Origin of the sequence: Microseira sp. BLCC-F43 (genome assembly GCF_041929235.1) — a bacterium.
GTDB lineage: Bacteria > Cyanobacteriota > Cyanobacteriia > Cyanobacteriales > Aerosakkonemataceae > Microseira.
The window spans coordinates 81,242-98,534 of record NZ_JBHFNP010000246.1 but is presented as its reverse complement, the minus strand read 5'-3'; the positions used below and the strand labels follow the sequence as shown (position 1 = coordinate 98,534).

Here is a 17,293-nt window from a genome sequence, read left to right as displayed (position 1 = left end):
TCCCCTAATCCTGAAACACCGGAAAGCGGTACACATGACAAGTGCCAAACAAACGAGGAGCCGATGAGGTGAAAGTCTCACGTCCGGTTTTGAAGGAGAGTTCGGGTAGGTGACTACTCGTTCGACTCTAACCATTTGTTTGTCAACGTTCCCCCTACCGTACCAGCGCACAAGGTTGCCAATGCCATTAAAGGTAGAAGCTCCAGGTATTTGCGGCAAGAGTTTCCCCATTTACTCAAGCTTCCTAGCCTTTGGACTCACTCTTATTTTGTTTCCACTGCTGGCAATGTTAGTAGCGAAACTGTGCGAAGATATATTGAGGAACAGCGTCACCACGATGTTACTTGACGGGACTTAAAAGTCAAAGTGAACACTACATCCCCCGCGTGAACGACGGGGGTTTTGTGCTTCTCGTCTTATTTGATAAAACTAACAAGAACGTTGGGCACGATGAGGTTTATCTGAGCGATCAGGTGCCTGTCTAGTTCTCTGACCACGCTGGTTGAGCAGCTGGTAACATCCCTGACCAATCCCATAATTAGTTTTTCCTCAACCGCAGTGCGATTTTTATTTAATCTGGCACCTGTTGCACTAACGTGCTAAGGGGGTCAAACCCCTTAGACTTGGGTCATGGGTCATGGGTGATGGGATTTTTCAACTCAAGTCAAGCTATAGCTTCACCACCGCATTGTCAGACAGTAGAATTGCTCAGGGAAATTTGTCCAGATATTCTTAATTCACGCGACTCTTGCTTCACCAAACCGGACATGGCAGCTTGCTGCAAGTTCACAAAGGCATCGAGATCGTCCAAGTCATACTTTTTCTGCAACAGGTGTCGCAGTTGCTCTTCTGCTTCAACAGTCAGATAGCCAGTGGTAAGAGCCTGTTGGACAACTTCACGGATTAAAAACATGGCGATCACCCACAAAAAGCGAAACATTTAAAAAGCTGATAAGTAAAACTACTGAACTCAAGTCGCTGGCGGGAACATCACTAAGTATATTTGCTGTATTTTAGCTGACTGGGGATGACCCCAGTCAAGCTCTTTTTTTGTTTGAAACTTAAATTTTGATCGAATTGTAGGCAGTTTTTCTGCAAAAATCGATTAATTTTTTATAAAGCTTCTGTAAATAACCGCTCACCAGAGGTTTATACTGAACGTAAAATTACGTAAAATTTCCGGGTTGTTACTGACCGTAAAATTACGTAAAATTAAGCTCGGCTCTAATACCAGGTAAACTAGACGCTAGTTTTGATGCAGATAGCAGATACCGATGCAGATAGCCGACACAGCTCAAAGGGATCTGCCAAGAGGATTCAATCTCTACCTAATTGGCATGATGGGATCTGGTAAAACAACCGTGGGGGGGTTCCTCGCGGCTGAAATGGGTTACGAGTTTCGCGATACAGATGCGGTTATTGAGGAAGAAGCTGGCAAATCGATTAAGGATATTTTTAACAGTGAGGGCGAAAAAGGCTTTCGGGAAAGGGAAAGCAAGGTACTGAGGAAACTGTCGGCATATACGAGATTAGCGATCGCAACAGGTGGCGGTATCATCCTGCGGGAGGAAAATTGGAACTATCTGCGACGAGGTCTGGTGGTGTGGCTGCATGTTCCTCGGGTGGAAATACTGTTATCTCGCTTAGCTGAGGATACAAACCGACCTCTGCTGCAAGTTTCCGACCGAGTGGGCGAGTTAAAAAGGCTCCGGGATCAACGAGAGCCACTTTATGCCCAAGCTGACCTCTGGATCACCGTTACCAAGAACGAAACAGCCGAACGAATTGTAGCACGAATCATAGAAGCCATCGCCAGAATTACGTAAAATTTAGAGCCGCTCTAATTCCAGGTAAACTAGATGCTAGTTTTGATGCAGATAGCAGATACCGATGCAGATAGCGGATACAGCAGAACGGGTAAGGGATCTTTTAAGAGGAATCAATCTCTACCTAATTGGCATGATGGGATCTGGTAAAACAACCGTGGGGCGGTTCCTCGCAGCTAAAATGGGTTACGGGTTTTGCGATACAGATGCGGTGATTGAGAAAGTAGCTGGTCAATCGATTAACGATATTTTTAAAAGTGACGGGGAAGAAGGCTTTCGGGAGTTAGAAAGCAAGGTACTGGGAGAACTGTCGGCATATACGAGATTAGCGATCGCAACAGGTGGCGGTATCGTCGTGCGCCGGGAAAATTGGAGCTATTTGCAACAAGGTTTGGTAGTTTGGCTCGACGTACCCGTGGAAATACTGTTATCTCGCTTGGCTGGCGATATAACCCGACCTCTGCTGCAAGTTCCCGACCCAGCGGGTGAGTTACAAACGCGCCTAGCTCAACGACAGCGACTTTATGCCCAAGCGGACCTCCGCATCACCGTTACCCACGAGGAAACACCCGCACAAATCGCAGCACGAATCATAGAAACCATTCCCACCGTGCTGAAGCCACCCATAAATCCTGAAAACTGAGCGTTTAAGAGGATAGGGCAAGACAAAGAAACCCGGTTTCTAGGAAAAACGACGATCCTAGAAACCGGGTTTCTTGCTGCGATCTTTGGTTCCAAAGCCACGATTTTTCATAGAAACCCGGTTTCTGCCCCCCCGGGCGTAAGTCCATCTCCCATGACCCACGATCAACAAACTTTATTCCTTGTCTTCCCCTCTTGTAGGGGGGTCACCCATTACCAAATCTTGAAACAAGTGGGAAAAACTTCCTCACAGCCAGATTGGTAATTTAAACTACAGTCGTGCCTTAATTATTTTTAACCGAGCTGGTCATGCTCAAAGAGTCCGATTACATCCAACAAGCTGAGGCCATGCGCGTGCGGGTACTCAGCGAAGCACTCCCCTATATCCAACAATTCGCCGGTCGCACCATCGTCGTCAAGTACGGCGGTGCGGCAATGAAAGATAGCACGCTCAAAGATAAAGTAATCCGCGACGTTGTATTCTTATCCTGCGTAGGGCTGCGTCCTGTAGTCGTACACGGCGGCGGTCCGGAAATCAATTCTTGGCTGGATAAGTTGGGAATTGAACCGCAATTTAAAGACGGTCTGCGGGTGACCGATGCCCCCACAATGGACGTGGTGGAAATGGTTTTAGTCGGTCGGGTGAATAAAGAAATTGTCTCCCTAATTAACCAAGCTGGTGGTTGTGCCGTTGGTCTTTGCGGCAAAGATGGCAATTTGATTAAAGCCCGTCCAGAAGGTCGTGAGGGCATTGGCTTTGTGGGTGAAGTCAGCAATGTCAATATCAAGCTTATAGACTCCCTGGTTAAAAGCGGCTATATTCCCGTTGTATCCAGCGTCGCGGCAGACGAAACGGGGCAAGCGTATAACATTAACGCCGATACCGTAGCTGGAGAATTGGCAGCAGCTTTAGGGGCGGAAAAGCTAATTTTGCTCACCGATACGGCAGGGATTTTGAGAAATTACAAAGACCCGTCTACCCTAATTGCCAAGGTGGATATTCAAGAAGCGCGAAATCTAATTTCTTCGGGTGTGGTGTCTGGGGGAATGATTCCGAAAGTAAATTGTTGCGTGCGGAGTCTCGCTCAAGGCGTCCGCGCTACCCACATTATCGATGGTCGAATTCCCCACGCCCTACTGTTGGAAATTTTTACCGACGCTGGGATTGGTTCGATGATCGTCGCCTCTGAGTTTATCAAGCAGTAGTCACGGATTGAGAAACCCGGTTTCTGCGGAGATATCTAGTCACAGAAACCCGGTTTCTTTGCAGAAGCGCTACTACCAAAAAATAACTAAATATGAAAAAAAATAACTTGGAATTTTATGATTTATATGCAGAGCGATGGTGGAATCCCAAGGAAAAAGTTTATACATTATATCATATAAATAAACCCCGATTTGAATTTTTTGATAGATATGTTTCTAATTGGCAAGGCTTAAAAGCCTTAGATGTCGGCTGTGGCGGGGGTTTTTCCTGTGAATTTATGGCAGCGAGGGGTGTATTGGTATCGGGGATAGACCAGTCGGCTAAATGCATTCAAGCTGCTCAAAAACACGCCGAAAGTAGTGGATTTAAAATAGATTATCGGCAGGCTGTTGCTGAAAATATTCCTTACGGCGATGCTACATTTGATGTGGTGGTATGCGTTGATGTTCTAGAACATGTAGAAAATGTAGAGCAAGTTATTTCAGAAGTTTACAGGGTATTAAAGCCAGATGGATTGTTTTTATTTGACACTATTAACAGAACTTTTAAGTCAAAATTGGTGATGATTTGGCTATTGGAAAATATTTTGAGGCAAATCGAGCGGGGCGTTCATGATTGGAATAAGTTTATTCAGCCAGAAGAGTTAACTGAATGGTTACAAGCTGCGGGATTTAAAAATATCGATATTAAAGGTTTTGATATTTTTGGTGATGGTTTGAAGTTAAAGTTATTTAATTACATAAATTATTGGAAAACTGGAGTTGTGCCAATCAAAATAAATGAGGATGATTCAATAAATTATATTGGTAAAGCGGTTAAATAAGCGCTGAAATAAATTTCAGACTGTAGGGGCACGGCACAGTATAACTTTTTGGTAAAAATCAAAAGTTATTCGACGCCGTGCCCCTGGAAAAATAGAGGATTGTAGCTTTCATTGCTCGTTTTGCCCTAACGCTCGTTAGCCTGACTTGTGTTAGGGCAAATGAACCTGAACCTATTACCCTAACAAGCGTCAGGGTAGACATTAAACAAACAATAGTGATACCATTTGACGAAATGAACGGTACAAATAAACGTGGCTTTTTTGCTAATTGCTAAGCGCTGCGAAATCCTACAATTAGCGATTAGCTGTTAGCCATTAGCCGGAAGTATTTGTATCGCGGTTAAACTGGCTTGGTATGAGCAAACTTGCTTTGGCTGGTAGGTTTGCTCACAGAACATCCTGCCATTACAAGGGTATGGCATTTGCAATTGCTGATAAAGGAGTAAAGACCGATGAACAATGAAAAAGAGATTAAAAATCTGAAAAATCAGGTAAATAGTCTGGTTTACCAGTTGCTCAAAATTAATAAAATACTGGCGCGCATGACTACGCAGCTAGAGTTGCAAGAGGTACGCCAGCTAATTGCAGAAAATCTCCAGCTATTACAGAAGCTGCGATCGCAGCAGACCTCGCCACCACCATCCGACCATAGTAAGATATTAAACACTGTTAAGTAATGTTAGGATAGGCGAGAGCTATCCCTACAACGCCGTCAGCACAATGGACTGAACTGAACCTACACAAACAAACCGGGTTTCTATGAAAAATCGTCGGTTTGGCAACGAGAGATATGCATACCCTAGCTGGCGCGAACGCATCAAGAAACCCCGCAAACACCAAAGTTTCTATGAATCGTTGAGCAAGGAAACTAGAGATATGCCTCCCTTCCGCTGCGCGAACGACGAAGAAACAAAGGTGATGGTCTTCTCGCGCGTCAGTCCTAAGTAAGCTGTTCTTCATCTAAAAACTGTTAAGAAAGGTTACGATCTTCACAGTCATTACTCTACCCAGATGAGTCAAGAAAGTTTAGAAATCGTCAAAACCGAGTACCAAGCTGGCAAAGCGGCGTTTGAACGAGGTCAGTATCGCCAGTCGGTGCAATGCTTAGAAAAGGCAGCTGCTTTGGTAGAAAGGAACTCGCGCTTGGGAGGCGAGGTGCAAATTTGGCTGGTGACGGCGTATGAAGCAGCGGGACAAAGACAGGAAGCTATTGCACTCTGCACCCAACTAGAACACCATCCCAGTTACGAAACCCGCAAGCAAGGTCGCCGCTTGCGTTATATCCTAGAAGCACCGCAGCTCAACCGCCGTCCCGAATGGCTGACTCAAATTCCAGATCTGGCGTCTTTGCCAGATAATGCGGCAGAAACTCGCTTAGGACGCGCTGCTGCGCCAGTTAAGTCGAAGCCGCGTAGCCGTCCTCAACCAGAACCTGTGGATCTCAGCCAGGTGAATACAAAGGATAATCTATTTATTTGGGTGGCGTTGGCGGCAATCGCCATAACTTTAGTTGGGTTATGGTGGCTAAGCTAAGCCAAAATCAGCCTAAAATGAACCGCAGAGACGCACGAACCGGGATGAAAAGAAGCGGAGTAAGGCAAATGCTCTTAAAACGAACTGTTTTAGCGGTAAGTCAGGCTATTTTTGGCGTGAGGCGGGGTATTCGCGGCTTTGTGGTGCAAACGCGGCTGCTGTTAATTGTATTGATAGCCTCGCTGTTGCTAGTTGGGTGTGTGGATTACGACCTGGATGTGAGTTTTGATAGTCCAAACCAGGGCGCGATCGTACAATCTATCAAACTGGGAGAACAATTCACTACGTTGAGTCCGAAAACGGCACAAGAATGGTTAAATAGTCTGGAAGTTCGGGCTAAGCAGTTACAAGGGAAAAGCCAGCGGATTTCCGATACCGAATTAACGGTGACGATTCCTTTTTATTATGGTGCCGAATTAGAGCAGAAGTTTAACCAGTTTTTCAACGCGACGGAAAAGGGAAAGAAACAACCTGCTGTCACGGCTAATACAGATTTGCCTGAAATTAAGTCTAACCTTAGCTTAAAACAGAATAACTTATTGCTGTTGCTGCGAAATCGGTTGAGTTACGACTTGGACTTGCGATCGCTTTCCCGTATTGCTTCTGATGGTAGCGTTATAGTCGATCCCGGTTCGCTTTTAGATCTGGAGTTTCACCTCAATACACCTTGGGGCGCGCGCAGCATTGCTAAAGGTGAAAAAGCTATTAAACCAGAAAGCCAAAACCAAGGACATCAGCTAATTTGGCATCTTCAACCCGGTAAAATTAATCATTTAGAGGCAATATTTTGGTTACCCAATCCTTTGGGAATTGGTGCTGTTATCATTGCCCTATTTGTCGCCGCAGGGATTTATTTAAAATACAATCGTGGGCTAGGGGTGGCTAAAAAGCCTACCCGCGCCGCAGCCTAAAATCTCATCGTTGTTGCTCAACCAAAACCCTTAAGAAAACTTAATCCAGGTTTTCACAGGGTTTTCACAACTTTCTACTAACTTGAGGAATAGAGGCTGTAACGCAAGACTAACCTATCACCTTTGTTTCTTGCTGCGATCTCTAGTTCTAAAGCGATTTTTCATAGAAACTTTGGTGTTTGCGTAAGTCCTGTCTACTAACTTGAGGAATAGAGGCTGTAACGAACATCGTGCAAAAGTTAATAGATTAACTCGTTGCACGATCTACAGCAGTGAAAGCCTGAAGAACAAGATACTTGCTGGAATAATATGAATTTGCAATTAGCGAAAACGGCGATTAAAGTGAGTGCGATCGCTCTAATTACTTTACCTATTACCGCTCACCGCACCATTGCTCAACCTTCTCGCACTACTCAACCCAATATTAATGTCCCTCGCAGCCTCACAGGTCAGTGGGTGATGGCTTCTATCGATCCCGATCCAAAAGTGCGACAAAAAAACGGTAAATATGGCATATCTGTTACCCAGAATGGCAATTTATTGAGGATACAGCCGCAAATCGGAATTCCCCTGCTAGGTCAACTATCCGGTCAACAAGTTCGGGTCAGTTATTCACCAAGTCAGTATATTTTAGGGGATATTAGTAACGACGCCAATCGTGTTTTACTGACGGCTTCTGGATCTAGTCAACCAACAGCCATTTTAATCCGAGTTGGCTCATCTGGATGTCCAGATAGAGGCAATTGGACTACCACGCTCTCTAGTTGCACCGTTAGTCAACAGTAGATATTTTTTAAATTAAATCTAAACTTTGATGGCGCGAATCTCGTAACATCTGGTGCAGGATAATTGCTTTCACGGTAACCAACCCTCAGTCAGCACATCCACTTCAGCAAAGCGGCATTCTTCAGGAAAAGTTTTGATTAACAGTCCAGTTTCGTCCCTTGCTTCTCGTCCAGCTTTGGCGTAGCAATCAGCAAAATTTTCGGTCAGGTAATTTTTCCAGCTTGGACTATCTTGTAAAACAAGAACAATTTGCCTTCGCTGTTCGTTGATTGTGGAAAGCCAACTGGTGCTGCGTTTTTCTGGCTGGTATGCGTACTTGAGTAAATGCATTAGCAACACAATCAATCGGTTTTGAATTTCTCGTTTATCACGCTTACCTAATGATTCAACTTCATCTATTAAGTTTTTTAAGTCAATTTCTGCGAACCGTTGTTCTTCCAGCAATTGGACTGTTTTGTCAATCCATTGAGCCAAGTCGGTTTCGTAAAGTTCGGCAAGTTCTTGAGCCATCTTAGTTGGGTTCATAAAAAACCTCCTGATATATTCTCCTGGTTGCCCAAGTAGGGACACGGCATTTTATAATCTTTTGGGATCAACTAAAATTGATTCTCCTGGTTGCCCAAGTAGAGACAAGGCATTTTATAATCTTTTGGTATCAACCAAAATTGATTCTCCTGGTTGCCCAAGTAGGGACACGGCATTTTATAATCTTTTGGGATCAACCAAAATTGATTCTACGCCGTGTCCCTACTTTGAATTAACCAAAAACTCATACAATGCTTGATAAGTTTCTTCTGGAACTTCTTCAGCCGGAAAATGCGCGCAGGGTAAAGCTTTACCCCTGACGTTACTAGCCCTTTCTCGCCAACTTTCCTGGACATCATAACTGCGTCCGACAAAACCTTTTCCGCCCCATAAAGCTAGCAAAGGACAGGCAATTTTTTGATTCATATCTGCTTCGTCGTGAATCAGGTCAATAGTAGCAGCAGCGCGATAATCTTCGCAGGTAGCATGAATCGTTTCTGGGTTGCTAAAACAGCGCAGGTACTCCCCTAATATTTCTGGGGGAAACGCCGATAGGTTGTTACGACTCCACGCCTCTAAAGCTTTGCTTAACCAGTATTCTGGATTAGACCCAATTAAAGTTTCTGGCAAATCGTAGGGTTGAATTAAAAAAAACCAGTGATAGTAAGCCGTGGCAAATTCTTTATTCGTGGTAGCATACATTTTATAGGTAGGCACGATATCGAGAACAGCCAATTTTTTCACTCGGTTAGGATGATCCAAAGCCATTCGGTGTGCTACCCTACCCCCGCGATCGTGTCCGACTAAGTAAAATTCTTCATAGCCTAGTTTAGACATCACCTCAACTTGGTCTTGCGCCATTGCGCGTTTTGAATAATTAATATGATTCGTCCCGCCTTCGGGTTTTGAACTATCCCCATATCCGCGCAAGTCAGGCACAATAATGGTAAAATCTCTAGCTAGGAGAGGCGCAATTTTATGCCACATTAAGTGAGTTTGGGGATAACCATGCAGCAGCAGTAGAGGAAATCCTTTCCCTCCCTTGACCAGGTTAATTGTTGCGCCGCTGGTATCGATTAGGGATTTTTCAAAATTATCAAACATAGAATTTGGTCATGGGTAATTGGTAATAGGTATGATATTATGTCCGGTTGCTTCAGTTTCCTTGGGGGCGGGTTTATTCAAGTTATCTCGCCCCTACAAAACGATAACAGGACTTACGCTTGGGCGACCTAGAAACCCGGTTTCTTTGTGTAATTCCTGGAGCAACTATACGCAACCGATGCACCCTGACTTGAGCTGAATAATCTTTCGAGCAATGTGTTTTTAAAATTAGAAAAACAAAACTTACACAGAAACTGGGTTTTTAGTATAAGTACCAATTACCAATTACCGATTACCCATTACCGATTACGGCAAAATAGCAAAAACTCGTGCTGGAAATCCAGATCCGTTTTTGGGTTTAGGAAATGATACTACTACTAACGCTCCTGCTTCCGGTACTTTATCCAAATTGGTCAGCAATTCAATCTGGTAGCGGTTTTGTTTCAGAATATAAGTTTCCAGGGAATAATCATTTCTGCTCGTTGCAATACCGGGATCTGTATCAGTGGGTTCGTGACCAGAAGCAGTAATTTTTCGCACTTCGTAGAGGTATTTAAGCACCTCCATGCTCCAACCTGGATAGTGCGCGATGCCTTGGGCATCTCGGTTTTGCATTGCTTCCCGATTAGGCCAGCGTTTCGACCAGTCGGTTCGCATTGCTACAAATGCGCCCTCTGGAATCGTACCGTGCTTTGCTTCCCAAGCCTTCACGTCTTCCATCGTAATCGTGTAATCGGGATTTTTGGCAACCTTTTCGTGGACATCGATCGCTACCAGCGGCAGGATCATTTCTTTAGGTTCAAGCTGATCGACGGTACGCAATCCCTTGATAAAATGGGCAGGCGGGTCTACGTGAGTTCCCCACTGTCCGACGTGGCAAAAATACTCAGCCCAGAAGCCAGAACCCAACTTGCCTACACCTGGTTCGTACCAATAAAGCGTTTCGCGCTTTTCGTCGGGAAAGCCTTTCCAACGGGGAATTCCCGGTTCAAAGGCGTGGGTGAGGTCAACAAATTGCTTGCTTTTGATGATTTGGTAAGCTTCTGCCAGACTGGATTGTTGGGTTTGTTTTGTCTGCGCTACAACAGCCACGCCCCCTAATCCTACTATCAGCATTCCGCCCACAGCCATTTTGACGAGTTTCATTCTGCCCTCCAATAAATGGGTTGACAAAAATCATAAGGCATGGCATTGGAGAAAAGGGTAATGCGATCGCATCGCCTTAATCTTTAGCAATCTATCACTCAGTTAAAAAAGTATTAACTGCTACAAAAAACTAACCATTTGCCGTCATACTAAAGGGCGACCCAGGATCGGGTAGTCTCAAACCGTGCGTTCAGGGAGACAAGCAGCAACAGCCAGTGTAGGCACTCGCGTCGGCTCAAAGCTAAAAATATAATATTATTTAACGTTATCTGGAGGCAATTTTTCCTAAAGTGGAAAAGAAAGCTCTCAGATTTTGCCGTTGTCAAACTGTTAAATAGAGAAACGAATAGAACCGAACTGAGGAGTCAGGAAATTGAAGAAAGTTGAAGCAATTATTCGCCCCTTTAAACTCGACGAAGTCAAAATCGCGCTAGTTAATGCTGGCATTGTGGGGATGACGGTTTCTGAAGTGCGAGGATTTGGACGCCAGAAAGGTCAAACCGAACGCTATCGCGGTTCTGAGTACACCGTTGAGTTTCTGCAAAAGCTCAAAATTGAGGTGGTAGTAGAAGACGATCAAGTCGATCTAGTAGTTGACAAAATTATCGCCGCTGCTCGCACAGGGGAAATCGGCGATGGCAAGATTTTCATCTCGCCCGTCGAGCAAGTCGTGCGGATCAGGACTGGAGAAAAGAACACCGAAGCAATCTAAGAATGGTAATTGGTAATTGGTAATTGGTTGTTCTGCCATTACCTATTACCTATTACCTATTACCCAATCTAAAATCTGCAATTGCGGTAGCAAGGCTTTAAAGGCTTGACCTCGATGGCTGATTTCATGCTTGACTTGGGGGGGCATTTCAGCAAAAGTCATTTGCGTTTCGGGTACATAAAATATAGGATCGTAGCCAAAGCCATTGCTACCGCGAGGGGCGTGCAAAATTTCCCCTTGACAAACACCTTCAGCTTGTAGGGCAATAGAACCATCGGGACTCGCGATCGCAATCGCACAAACAAACTGGGCTTGTCGGTTTAATTCGTTACCCAATTCCATCAGCAGCCTTTCGATCCGGTCTGGGTCTGTTTTACCATAACGCGCCGAATATATACCCGGTGCGCCATCTAACGCATCGACTTCTAAACCGGAGTCGTCTGCGATCGCCCACTCCCCGGTAGCCATTGCTACTTGAGACGCCTTCAAACAAGCGTTGGCTAAAAAAGTGTCACCCGTCTCCTCAATTTCCAGTTCATCGGGTTTGAGCGCCAATTCTATATCCAAACCTTCTAAATAAGCCTGGATTTCTAAGAGCTTCCCTGGATTTCCAGTCGCTACGACTAACAATTTAGAATCGGTCATTGGTAATGGGTAATGGGTAATGGGTAATGGGTAATTGGTAATTGGTAATTGTAGATTATAGAAGATTTAAGTGTAATTCTTGTATCCTGGCATCTCAAATCCAACATCACCCATTACCGATTACCTATTACCCTCGTTCCCACGGATCTGCCTGGGAACGCCATTACCAATTAAACAGAATTTGCCCAACTTTTAGCCCAATCTAAAGTCTGATGCACCTGCTCTAAAGTAGCAGCTTCGCAGTATAACCTTAAAAGCGGTTCCGTGCCGCTAAAGCGAATCATCAACCAGCTACCATCGTCTAAACGGAATTTATAGCCGTCAATTTTATTGCAATCAACGACAGCACGTCCGGCGATTTCTGTCAAGGGTTTTGTTTGGAGTTGATCGAGGAGGCGCGATCGCACGTCCATCCCTGCCAAAGGCAGATCGATGCGATCGTAGGCGGCAAAAAAGCCGGTTTGCTCCTGTAAACGGCGATACAGATCGCTCAAATCCAAGCCAGATTCAACAATAGCTTCCAGCACGTATAATGCCGACAGCAAAGCATCTCGTTCGGGAATGTGAGTGCCATAACCAATGCCGCCCGACTCCTCGCCACCGATTAAAACAGCAGTTTCGTTCATCCGATCGGCGATATATTTATAGCCAACGGGCGTCTCGTACACGGGTAGTTTGTATAACGCCGCCACTTTCGGCATCAAATCGGAACCGCTGACGGTTTTGATCACTTCGCCAGTCATACCCCGTCGCGTTGCCAGGTGTGCGATCAAAATCGGGATCAGGATTTGGGAACTGAGGAAATTAGCATTCGAGTCTACAGCGGCGATGCGATCGCTATCCCCATCAAACACAAATCCGACTGCTAGACTATCTTTGTGAGTAGTTTGATGAGTTTGAATCGTTTGGAACAACTTGGATAGGTAACGCGGCAGGGGTTCAGGTGCGCCATCCTCGAATAACGGATCGCGTAAGCTATTAATTTCCTGCACCGGCACTTCCAGAATTTGTCCCAGTCCACTCGCCGCCGCACCGTGCATCACATCTGCAAAAACAGTCAGCTGATCGGCACGAATCGCATCCCGGATCTTCTCGATATCAACCTTAGCCCGCAAACCTTCACAGTAACTAGGCCAAGGATTGAACATTTCTAAACTGCCAGGAGATGCCACAGGCGGCAATTTTTGCTCTAATAACGCTTCAATCTGATGCGTGACTTCCGGCGGCACCGATCCGCCAAATGCACCCTTAACCTTTAATCCCAAATAGATGCCGGGGTTGTGACTGGCGGTGATTACAATCGCCCCCAAAGCGTTTAATTTTTTAGCCGCCCAGCTAAAAGCCGGAGTCGGCGCATAAGTTTCTGTTAAAAGTACATCAAACCCTGCGGCTTGGATCGCCTCCGCCGCCGTGCGGGCGAACAGTTCCGCCATAAAACGCCGGTCGTGACCGACGATAATTGTACGGTTTCCGGTTGTGTCCCCGTATACTTTCAACAATACCTGTGCCGCGAGGGGTGCAACCAGAGCCACACGCTCAAATGTAAAATCTGCTGCAATAACACCTCGCCAGCCATCCGTCCCAAACTTGATCGGATTCACGGCAATTGGCACAGAGGATGGGTGAACCATGATCGGATCTGCCTCACTTGCAATTATGACACCAACGTTCCGATTGAGCCACTCCGCGCACGCTCAGATGCGCGGATTCAGGCTAAGAATTAAAGTTAACTTTTCGCTCATCCATAGCTATCTGGTTAACTGTTCTTAGCTTCATGCAGAACTGCTCCAAGGATGAATGACTCAGCCTACTTTCGGACTCGCTTACTCGTTCGCAGTTTGTTTGAAATTCCTTCCATGCCTGCATTAAGAGCGGCTCCGCCCTCTCCCACTCACTTTGAGCAAGATGCAATAGAAGGTTATCTTCGTCATTAACAAATCTACTCAAATACGCAATGAATAAATCTCGCTGCATAACAATCCCTGTTTGATCAAAATGAACTCTTTGAGACAGGTATTTTTTGATCCGTTGCCCATTCAAATGAATTTGATCCAGGGCTGTTTTTTGAGTAGAAAATTTGATGAATGAACCGCCAGCACTTTCAGCCTTGCGCTTCAATTCGGATTGAACAAAACCTGGATACTTAGCAGAAATAGCTTTACCGTAGCGTTTTTGCCAGCCTTTGACTGAAACATTCTCAGTTTTTATATGTTTTCCATATCTCAGAATCTCATTAACAATTTTCCGGTTTTGAGACTTAGCGTAAGCAACTTTTTTACGTTCAATTTCACGTTTCTTAATAGCTGCTTTTATATAACTTTTCGATTTGTTCCATTTTTGTTTACCTTTTTTAGGTTTACCCTTTTTAGCGACAACTTTACGTCCTACCTTACCAATAAAATCAGGTTCATAGTTTTCTGGATTAGTCCCACGCATTCGACGCTGCATTTGACGCTGCAACGCTTTGATTTCGCGTTCATAACTTGGTACTTTGTCAGCAAAGGGTAGTAATCCAGCTTGTCTGTCACCAACAAAAGCTATGTTACAAATATTCAAATCTAATCCAATGATGCCATCAGATACATAGTTTTTTTCTTTTTGATATGGCACTCCTTCATTTACTAGCTGTACATACCAACGTTTTTGACCGTTAAGTTCTTGCCATAACAGACGGACGTATTTAATTGGCGATTTCAATCCATGTTGTATAACCGGATTATGTTCGTCAATTATGGGATTTAACTTGAGCTTACCCCAAACTAATTGATTATCTTTCCAGCGAAGTCCTTGTTTGTTAGTTTTACCTTCAATGCTTCTGAATCTCTTTGGTGCTTTATATCGGACATTTTTAGCGTTTCCAAATAAAACTCTTTCACTTGCTCGGAAGGCGCGAGTAGCTAAAGTTTGCTGGGTATTAGAATCAATCTTATCAGCTATCCATTTTGATTTATTGCTGACAATTGTGGCATAAGCTTGGATCTCGTAGTCTGAATATCTGTAGTTTTTCCGAGCCTGAGTAAAAGCATCACTCCGTTTTTTCTTCTGTTCTTTAGTTATCTTTCTGGCTGATTGATAGATCTCGGAGTGCCGAACTAAATTCATTCTTACAATTGCTTCTGATAGACAAGCGTTATACAGTTGTCTAGCAGCTTGAAATCTAGATAGCAATTCTGATTCAGAATAGCTATCTACTTTGAGTGGCAATTCTGTAATGAAAGATGTTGTTTTGCTGCGAGGCAATTAAATCACCTCCTGAATTTATTTGTTTTTGGATGTTGGTAAGGTCGGTTGGGTATTATTGATTCTATATAATGATCTGTGTTATTACAAGTGACGGCGGTTAAAACCGCCGCGTCGTCTTTGGGCCCCGATTTAAAAATACGGGGCTACCAGACTCCCGACTTTATTTAGGTGTATCCAATTTATAGGTCGTACCTCCAGCAATAAAATGCCAAAAAACCCAGTGTTTTGGTGCTGTGAGGCAAAAAGAAAGCTTTTACTACCTTCGCCATCCCATATTGCCTCTCTCTTCTTTTCTCTTACCTCTGCGTACTCTGTGCCTGGAGTGGTTCGTTAATTACATTCATCAGCAATAAAAAACCCCCAGATGGGGGATTTGCCGAACGCATTTTTGTCTGGGTGGGGCGAATGATCGGCGATCGCTCTCCCACCCCACCCTTAATAAGCGTCTTGCAACTCGTAGAAATCGGGGGAAATGTAATCCTTTCGTAAAGGCCAACCCACCCAATCTTCCGGCATTAAAATCCGTTTCAGGTTCGGATGCCCTTCGTAAACAATCCCATACATATCGTAGGATTCCCGCTCTTGCCAATCTGCGGTTTTCCAAATCCAGTACACCGAAGGTACTACCGGGTTTTCCCTTGGCAGAAAAACCTTTACCCGCACTTCCTCTGGACGATCTGCATCATCGCTGACTTTGATCAGGTGGTAAAAACTGACCAATTGCTCTCCTGGCCCCTCATCATAACCCCCTTGACACTGGAGGCAATTAAACCCGTAGGCATAGAGAGCAGTAGAAATCGGGATCAGAAATTCAGGAGGAACTTTAATCATTTCCACCCCTAAATGGTCTGGCCCCAAAAACTCGTGTTCAAAGCCGTTTTCCGTCAACCAGCGGGAGATTTTACCCGCTTCTACAATTTGAGACTCTTCAGCCACGGTTGACTTCCTCCTTCTGGGCTGCCTCCAGGGCGGGTACGGGTAAGCCGAAAGCTTCTGCCAATTCTTGCGGCGGTGCTTCGCGAGTCGGCGCTTGTAGGTACTTACCCGTCAAAATATCCGGCACAACTTTCATTTTGTGGGTCGTGCTGTAATAGCGGTGAACTTGCTGTAATTTTGACCGCTCTTGGATCGAATCGTTGGAAATCTTCTTCCGCAGCTTGATAATCGCATCCATAATTGCTTCTGGACGCGGAGGACAGCCAGGGATATAAACATCGACGGGAATTAGTTTATCTACGCCCCGCACCGCCGTTGGCGAATCCACGCTAAACATGCCGCCAGTAATCGTGCAAGCGCCCATCGCGATTACATACTTAGGTTCGGGCATTTGCTCGTACAGGCGAACCAAAGCAGGCGCCATCTTCATCGTAATCGTCCCCGCCGTGATAATTAGATCGGCTTGCCGGGGGCTAGAACGGGGAACCAAACCAAAGCGGTCGAAATCGAATCGCGAACCAATCAAAGCTGCAAATTCAATAAAGCAGCAAGCCGTACCGAACAACAAAGGCCACAAACTCGACAGTCTCACCCAGTCGTAGAGGTCATCAACAGTTGTCAGAATCACGTTTTCCGACAACTCTTGCGTCACCGTGGGGCGTTCTACCGGATTGAAAATTTTTTCCTTCAATTGCTGCTGATAAGCAGCATCAGCGTTCATGACCATTCCAAGGCTCCTTTGCGCCAAGCGTAAACAAGGGCAACTACCAGAATCGCAATAAAGATCAGAGCTTCAATAAAAGCCAACAAACCCAGCCGATGGAAGGCCACCGCCCAGGGGTACAAGAAAACAGTCTCAACATCAAAGACAACGAAAACCAGCGCGAACATATAGTAGCGGATGTTGAACTGAATCCAAGCGCCGCCAATCGGTTCCATGCCTGATTCGTAGGTGGTGCGGCGCTCTGGGCCGCGACGACTAGGCCGGAGCAGTTTAGAAGCTGTAAGAGCAAGGGCAGGCACTAGGCTGCATACCATGAGGAAGCCTAGTAGATACTCATAGCCGCTGAGGACAAACACGTTGATTACTACCGTTTGGGCTAAATAAACTTATTCTTACTTACTTTTACATTTTATAAAAGCCCTTGATTTGCCAACTCGGTTTCGGTTTGCTCAAACTAGCTTATCAGGGGGATTGCTGGAAACGAGGCGATCGCTGCTCGAAACAAAAATAGCGCGCCCAAGCTCAATTCA

General features: G+C 45.2%; 20 protein-coding genes and 1 pseudogene. 11 read left to right on the top strand and 10 right to left on the bottom strand.

Annotation, left to right across the window (positions count from 1 at the left end; translation table 11 throughout):
- Nucleotides 1-123: 123 nt before the first annotated feature.
- A pseudogene (tnpA, locus tag ACE1CM_RS33525) lies at nt 124-348 on the top strand (IS200/IS605 family transposase); the annotation flags it as partial.
- 343 nt (nt 349-691) lie between these two features.
- Here tnpA and ACE1CM_RS33520 read toward each other — a convergent pair.
- Entirely contained in the window at nt 692-913 is a 222-nt protein-coding gene (locus ACE1CM_RS33520) for a hypothetical protein (protein ID WP_226592857.1), read from the bottom strand.
- Nucleotides 914-1,274: 361 nt separating this feature from the next.
- Between ACE1CM_RS33520 and ACE1CM_RS33515 the strand changes: the two genes are divergently transcribed.
- From ACE1CM_RS33515 to ACE1CM_RS33475, 9 genes are all read left to right on the top strand, one after another.
- Nucleotides 1,275-1,826, top strand: a complete 552-nt coding sequence (locus ACE1CM_RS33515; RefSeq protein ID WP_374883204.1) for a shikimate kinase — start codon at nt 1,275-1,277, stop codon at nt 1,824-1,826.
- A gap of 64 nt (nt 1,827-1,890) precedes the next feature.
- Entirely contained in the window at nt 1,891-2,469 is a 579-nt protein-coding gene (locus ACE1CM_RS33510) for a shikimate kinase (protein ID WP_374883203.1), read from the top strand.
- A 308-nt stretch (nt 2,470-2,777) separates the two neighbouring features.
- Nucleotides 2,778-3,674: an acetylglutamate kinase gene (gene argB, locus ACE1CM_RS33505; protein WP_374883202.1), complete on the top strand. Its 897-nt coding sequence runs from the start codon at nt 2,778-2,780 to the stop codon at nt 3,672-3,674.
- 92 nt (nt 3,675-3,766) lie between these two features.
- Nucleotides 3,767-4,498 carry a bifunctional 2-polyprenyl-6-hydroxyphenol methylase/3-demethylubiquinol 3-O-methyltransferase UbiG gene (gene ubiG / locus ACE1CM_RS33500; RefSeq protein WP_374883201.1) on the top strand — a complete coding sequence of 244 codons (732 nt, stop codon included), beginning with the start codon at nt 3,767-3,769 and terminating at the stop codon, nt 4,496-4,498.
- A 452-nt stretch (nt 4,499-4,950) separates the two neighbouring features.
- Nucleotides 4,951-5,175 (top strand): hypothetical protein, encoded by a 225-nt coding sequence (locus ACE1CM_RS33495; protein WP_374883200.1) that lies wholly within the window; start codon nt 4,951-4,953, stop codon nt 5,173-5,175.
- Nucleotides 5,176-5,257: 82 nt separating this feature from the next.
- The gene (locus tag ACE1CM_RS33490) at nt 5,258-5,446 is read left to right on the top strand and encodes a hypothetical protein (protein ID WP_374883199.1); all 189 of its coding nucleotides are present in this window, start codon (nt 5,258-5,260) and stop codon (nt 5,444-5,446) included.
- Nucleotides 5,447-5,509: 63 nt separating this feature from the next.
- Nucleotides 5,510-6,031 carry a hypothetical protein gene (locus tag ACE1CM_RS33485; RefSeq protein WP_374883198.1) on the top strand — a complete coding sequence of 174 codons (522 nt, stop codon included), beginning with the start codon at nt 5,510-5,512 and terminating at the stop codon, nt 6,029-6,031.
- A gap of 68 nt (nt 6,032-6,099) precedes the next feature.
- Nucleotides 6,100-6,942, top strand: coding sequence for a DUF3153 domain-containing protein (locus ACE1CM_RS33480; RefSeq protein WP_374883197.1), 843 nt, complete (start codon nt 6,100-6,102; stop codon nt 6,940-6,942).
- Between the two features lie 309 nt (nt 6,943-7,251).
- The gene (locus ACE1CM_RS33475; protein WP_374883196.1) at nt 7,252-7,728 is read left to right on the top strand and encodes a hypothetical protein; all 477 of its coding nucleotides are present in this window, start codon (nt 7,252-7,254) and stop codon (nt 7,726-7,728) included.
- Between the two features lie 69 nt (nt 7,729-7,797).
- On the opposite strand, the gene ACE1CM_RS33470 is transcribed toward ACE1CM_RS33475, so the two are convergent.
- The 3 genes from ACE1CM_RS33470 to ACE1CM_RS33460 all read right to left on the bottom strand — a co-directional run bounded on the left by ACE1CM_RS33470 (nt 7,798) and on the right by ACE1CM_RS33460 (nt 10,503).
- Entirely contained in the window at nt 7,798-8,253 is a 456-nt protein-coding gene (locus ACE1CM_RS33470) for a DUF29 domain-containing protein (protein ID WP_374883195.1), read from the bottom strand.
- A gap of 222 nt (nt 8,254-8,475) precedes the next feature.
- Entirely contained in the window at nt 8,476-9,357 is an 882-nt protein-coding gene (locus ACE1CM_RS33465) for an alpha/beta fold hydrolase (protein ID WP_374883194.1), read from the bottom strand.
- A 306-nt stretch (nt 9,358-9,663) separates the two neighbouring features.
- Nucleotides 9,664-10,503 (bottom strand): cyclase family protein, encoded by an 840-nt coding sequence (locus tag ACE1CM_RS33460; RefSeq protein ID WP_374883193.1) that lies wholly within the window; start codon nt 10,501-10,503, stop codon nt 9,664-9,666.
- Nucleotides 10,504-10,876: 373 nt separating this feature from the next.
- Here ACE1CM_RS33460 and ACE1CM_RS33455 point away from each other — a divergent pair, with 373 nt between their 5' ends.
- Nucleotides 10,877-11,215: a P-II family nitrogen regulator gene (locus tag ACE1CM_RS33455; RefSeq protein WP_226589828.1), complete on the top strand. Its 339-nt coding sequence runs from the start codon at nt 10,877-10,879 to the stop codon at nt 11,213-11,215.
- A 45-nt stretch (nt 11,216-11,260) separates the two neighbouring features.
- On the opposite strand, the gene rdgB is transcribed toward ACE1CM_RS33455, so the two are convergent.
- The 6 genes from rdgB to ndhC all read right to left on the bottom strand — a co-directional run bounded on the left by rdgB (nt 11,261) and on the right by ndhC (nt 17,119).
- A complete protein-coding gene (gene rdgB / locus ACE1CM_RS33450; protein WP_374883192.1) occupies nt 11,261-11,860 on the bottom strand; it encodes an RdgB/HAM1 family non-canonical purine NTP pyrophosphatase in 600 nt (199 codons plus the stop codon).
- Nucleotides 11,861-12,030: 170 nt separating this feature from the next.
- The gene (locus tag ACE1CM_RS33445) at nt 12,031-13,491 is read right to left on the bottom strand and encodes a phosphoglucomutase/phosphomannomutase family protein (RefSeq protein ID WP_374883191.1); all 1,461 of its coding nucleotides are present in this window, start codon (nt 13,489-13,491) and stop codon (nt 12,031-12,033) included.
- A gap of 82 nt (nt 13,492-13,573) precedes the next feature.
- Nucleotides 13,574-15,100 carry an RNA-guided endonuclease TnpB family protein gene (locus ACE1CM_RS33440; RefSeq protein ID WP_374883190.1) on the bottom strand — a complete coding sequence of 509 codons (1,527 nt, stop codon included), beginning with the start codon at nt 15,098-15,100 and terminating at the stop codon, nt 13,574-13,576.
- Nucleotides 15,101-15,538: 438 nt separating this feature from the next.
- Nucleotides 15,539-16,039 (bottom strand): NAD(P)H-quinone oxidoreductase subunit J, encoded by a 501-nt coding sequence (locus ACE1CM_RS33435; protein WP_374883189.1) that lies wholly within the window; start codon nt 16,037-16,039, stop codon nt 15,539-15,541.
- Nucleotides 16,032-16,760, bottom strand: a complete 729-nt coding sequence (ndhK, locus tag ACE1CM_RS33430; RefSeq protein ID WP_374883188.1) for a photosynthetic/respiratory NAD(P)H-quinone oxidoreductase subunit K — start codon at nt 16,758-16,760, stop codon at nt 16,032-16,034. Before ndhK ends, ACE1CM_RS33435 begins: the two co-directional genes overlap by 8 nt.
- Entirely contained in the window at nt 16,757-17,119 is a 363-nt protein-coding gene (gene ndhC, locus ACE1CM_RS33425; protein ID WP_226589840.1) for a photosynthetic/respiratory NAD(P)H-quinone oxidoreductase subunit C, read from the bottom strand. The genes ndhK and ndhC overlap by 4 nt, the downstream gene beginning before the upstream one ends.
- Between the last annotated feature and the right edge of the window lie 174 nt (nt 17,120-17,293).

What these genes read in the sequence shown, in the direction of transcription:
- ACE1CM_RS33520 (WP_226592857.1), bottom strand. Translation starts at nt 913, where the DNA reads ATGTTTTTAATCCGTGAAGTTGTCCAACAGGCTCTTACCACTGGCTAT.
- ACE1CM_RS33515 (WP_374883204.1), top strand. Translation starts at nt 1,275, where the DNA reads ATGCAGATAGCCGACACAGCTCAAAGGGATCTGCCAAGAGGATTCAAT.
- ACE1CM_RS33510 (WP_374883203.1), top strand. Translation starts at nt 1,891, where the DNA reads ATGCAGATAGCGGATACAGCAGAACGGGTAAGGGATCTTTTAAGAGGA.
- argB (WP_374883202.1), top strand. Translation starts at nt 2,778, where the DNA reads ATGCTCAAAGAGTCCGATTACATCCAACAAGCTGAGGCCATGCGCGTG.
- ubiG (WP_374883201.1), top strand. Translation starts at nt 3,767, where the DNA reads ATGAAAAAAAATAACTTGGAATTTTATGATTTATATGCAGAGCGATGG.
- ACE1CM_RS33495 (WP_374883200.1), top strand. Translation starts at nt 4,951, where the DNA reads ATGAACAATGAAAAAGAGATTAAAAATCTGAAAAATCAGGTAAATAGT.
- ACE1CM_RS33490 (WP_374883199.1), top strand. Translation starts at nt 5,258, where the DNA reads ATGAAAAATCGTCGGTTTGGCAACGAGAGATATGCATACCCTAGCTGG.
- ACE1CM_RS33485 (WP_374883198.1), top strand. Translation starts at nt 5,510, where the DNA reads ATGAGTCAAGAAAGTTTAGAAATCGTCAAAACCGAGTACCAAGCTGGC.
- ACE1CM_RS33480 (WP_374883197.1), top strand. Translation starts at nt 6,100, where the DNA reads ATGCTCTTAAAACGAACTGTTTTAGCGGTAAGTCAGGCTATTTTTGGC.
- ACE1CM_RS33475 (WP_374883196.1), top strand. Translation starts at nt 7,252, where the DNA reads ATGAATTTGCAATTAGCGAAAACGGCGATTAAAGTGAGTGCGATCGCT.
- ACE1CM_RS33470 (WP_374883195.1), bottom strand. Translation starts at nt 8,253, where the DNA reads ATGAACCCAACTAAGATGGCTCAAGAACTTGCCGAACTTTACGAAACC.
- ACE1CM_RS33465 (WP_374883194.1), bottom strand. Translation starts at nt 9,357, where the DNA reads ATGTTTGATAATTTTGAAAAATCCCTAATCGATACCAGCGGCGCAACA.
- ACE1CM_RS33460 (WP_374883193.1), bottom strand. Translation starts at nt 10,503, where the DNA reads ATGAAACTCGTCAAAATGGCTGTGGGCGGAATGCTGATAGTAGGATTA.
- rdgB (WP_374883192.1), bottom strand. Translation starts at nt 11,860, where the DNA reads ATGACCGATTCTAAATTGTTAGTCGTAGCGACTGGAAATCCAGGGAAG.
- ACE1CM_RS33445 (WP_374883191.1), bottom strand. Translation starts at nt 13,491, where the DNA reads ATGGTTCACCCATCCTCTGTGCCAATTGCCGTGAATCCGATCAAGTTT.
- ndhK (WP_374883188.1), bottom strand. Translation starts at nt 16,760, where the DNA reads ATGAACGCTGATGCTGCTTATCAGCAGCAATTGAAGGAAAAAATTTTC.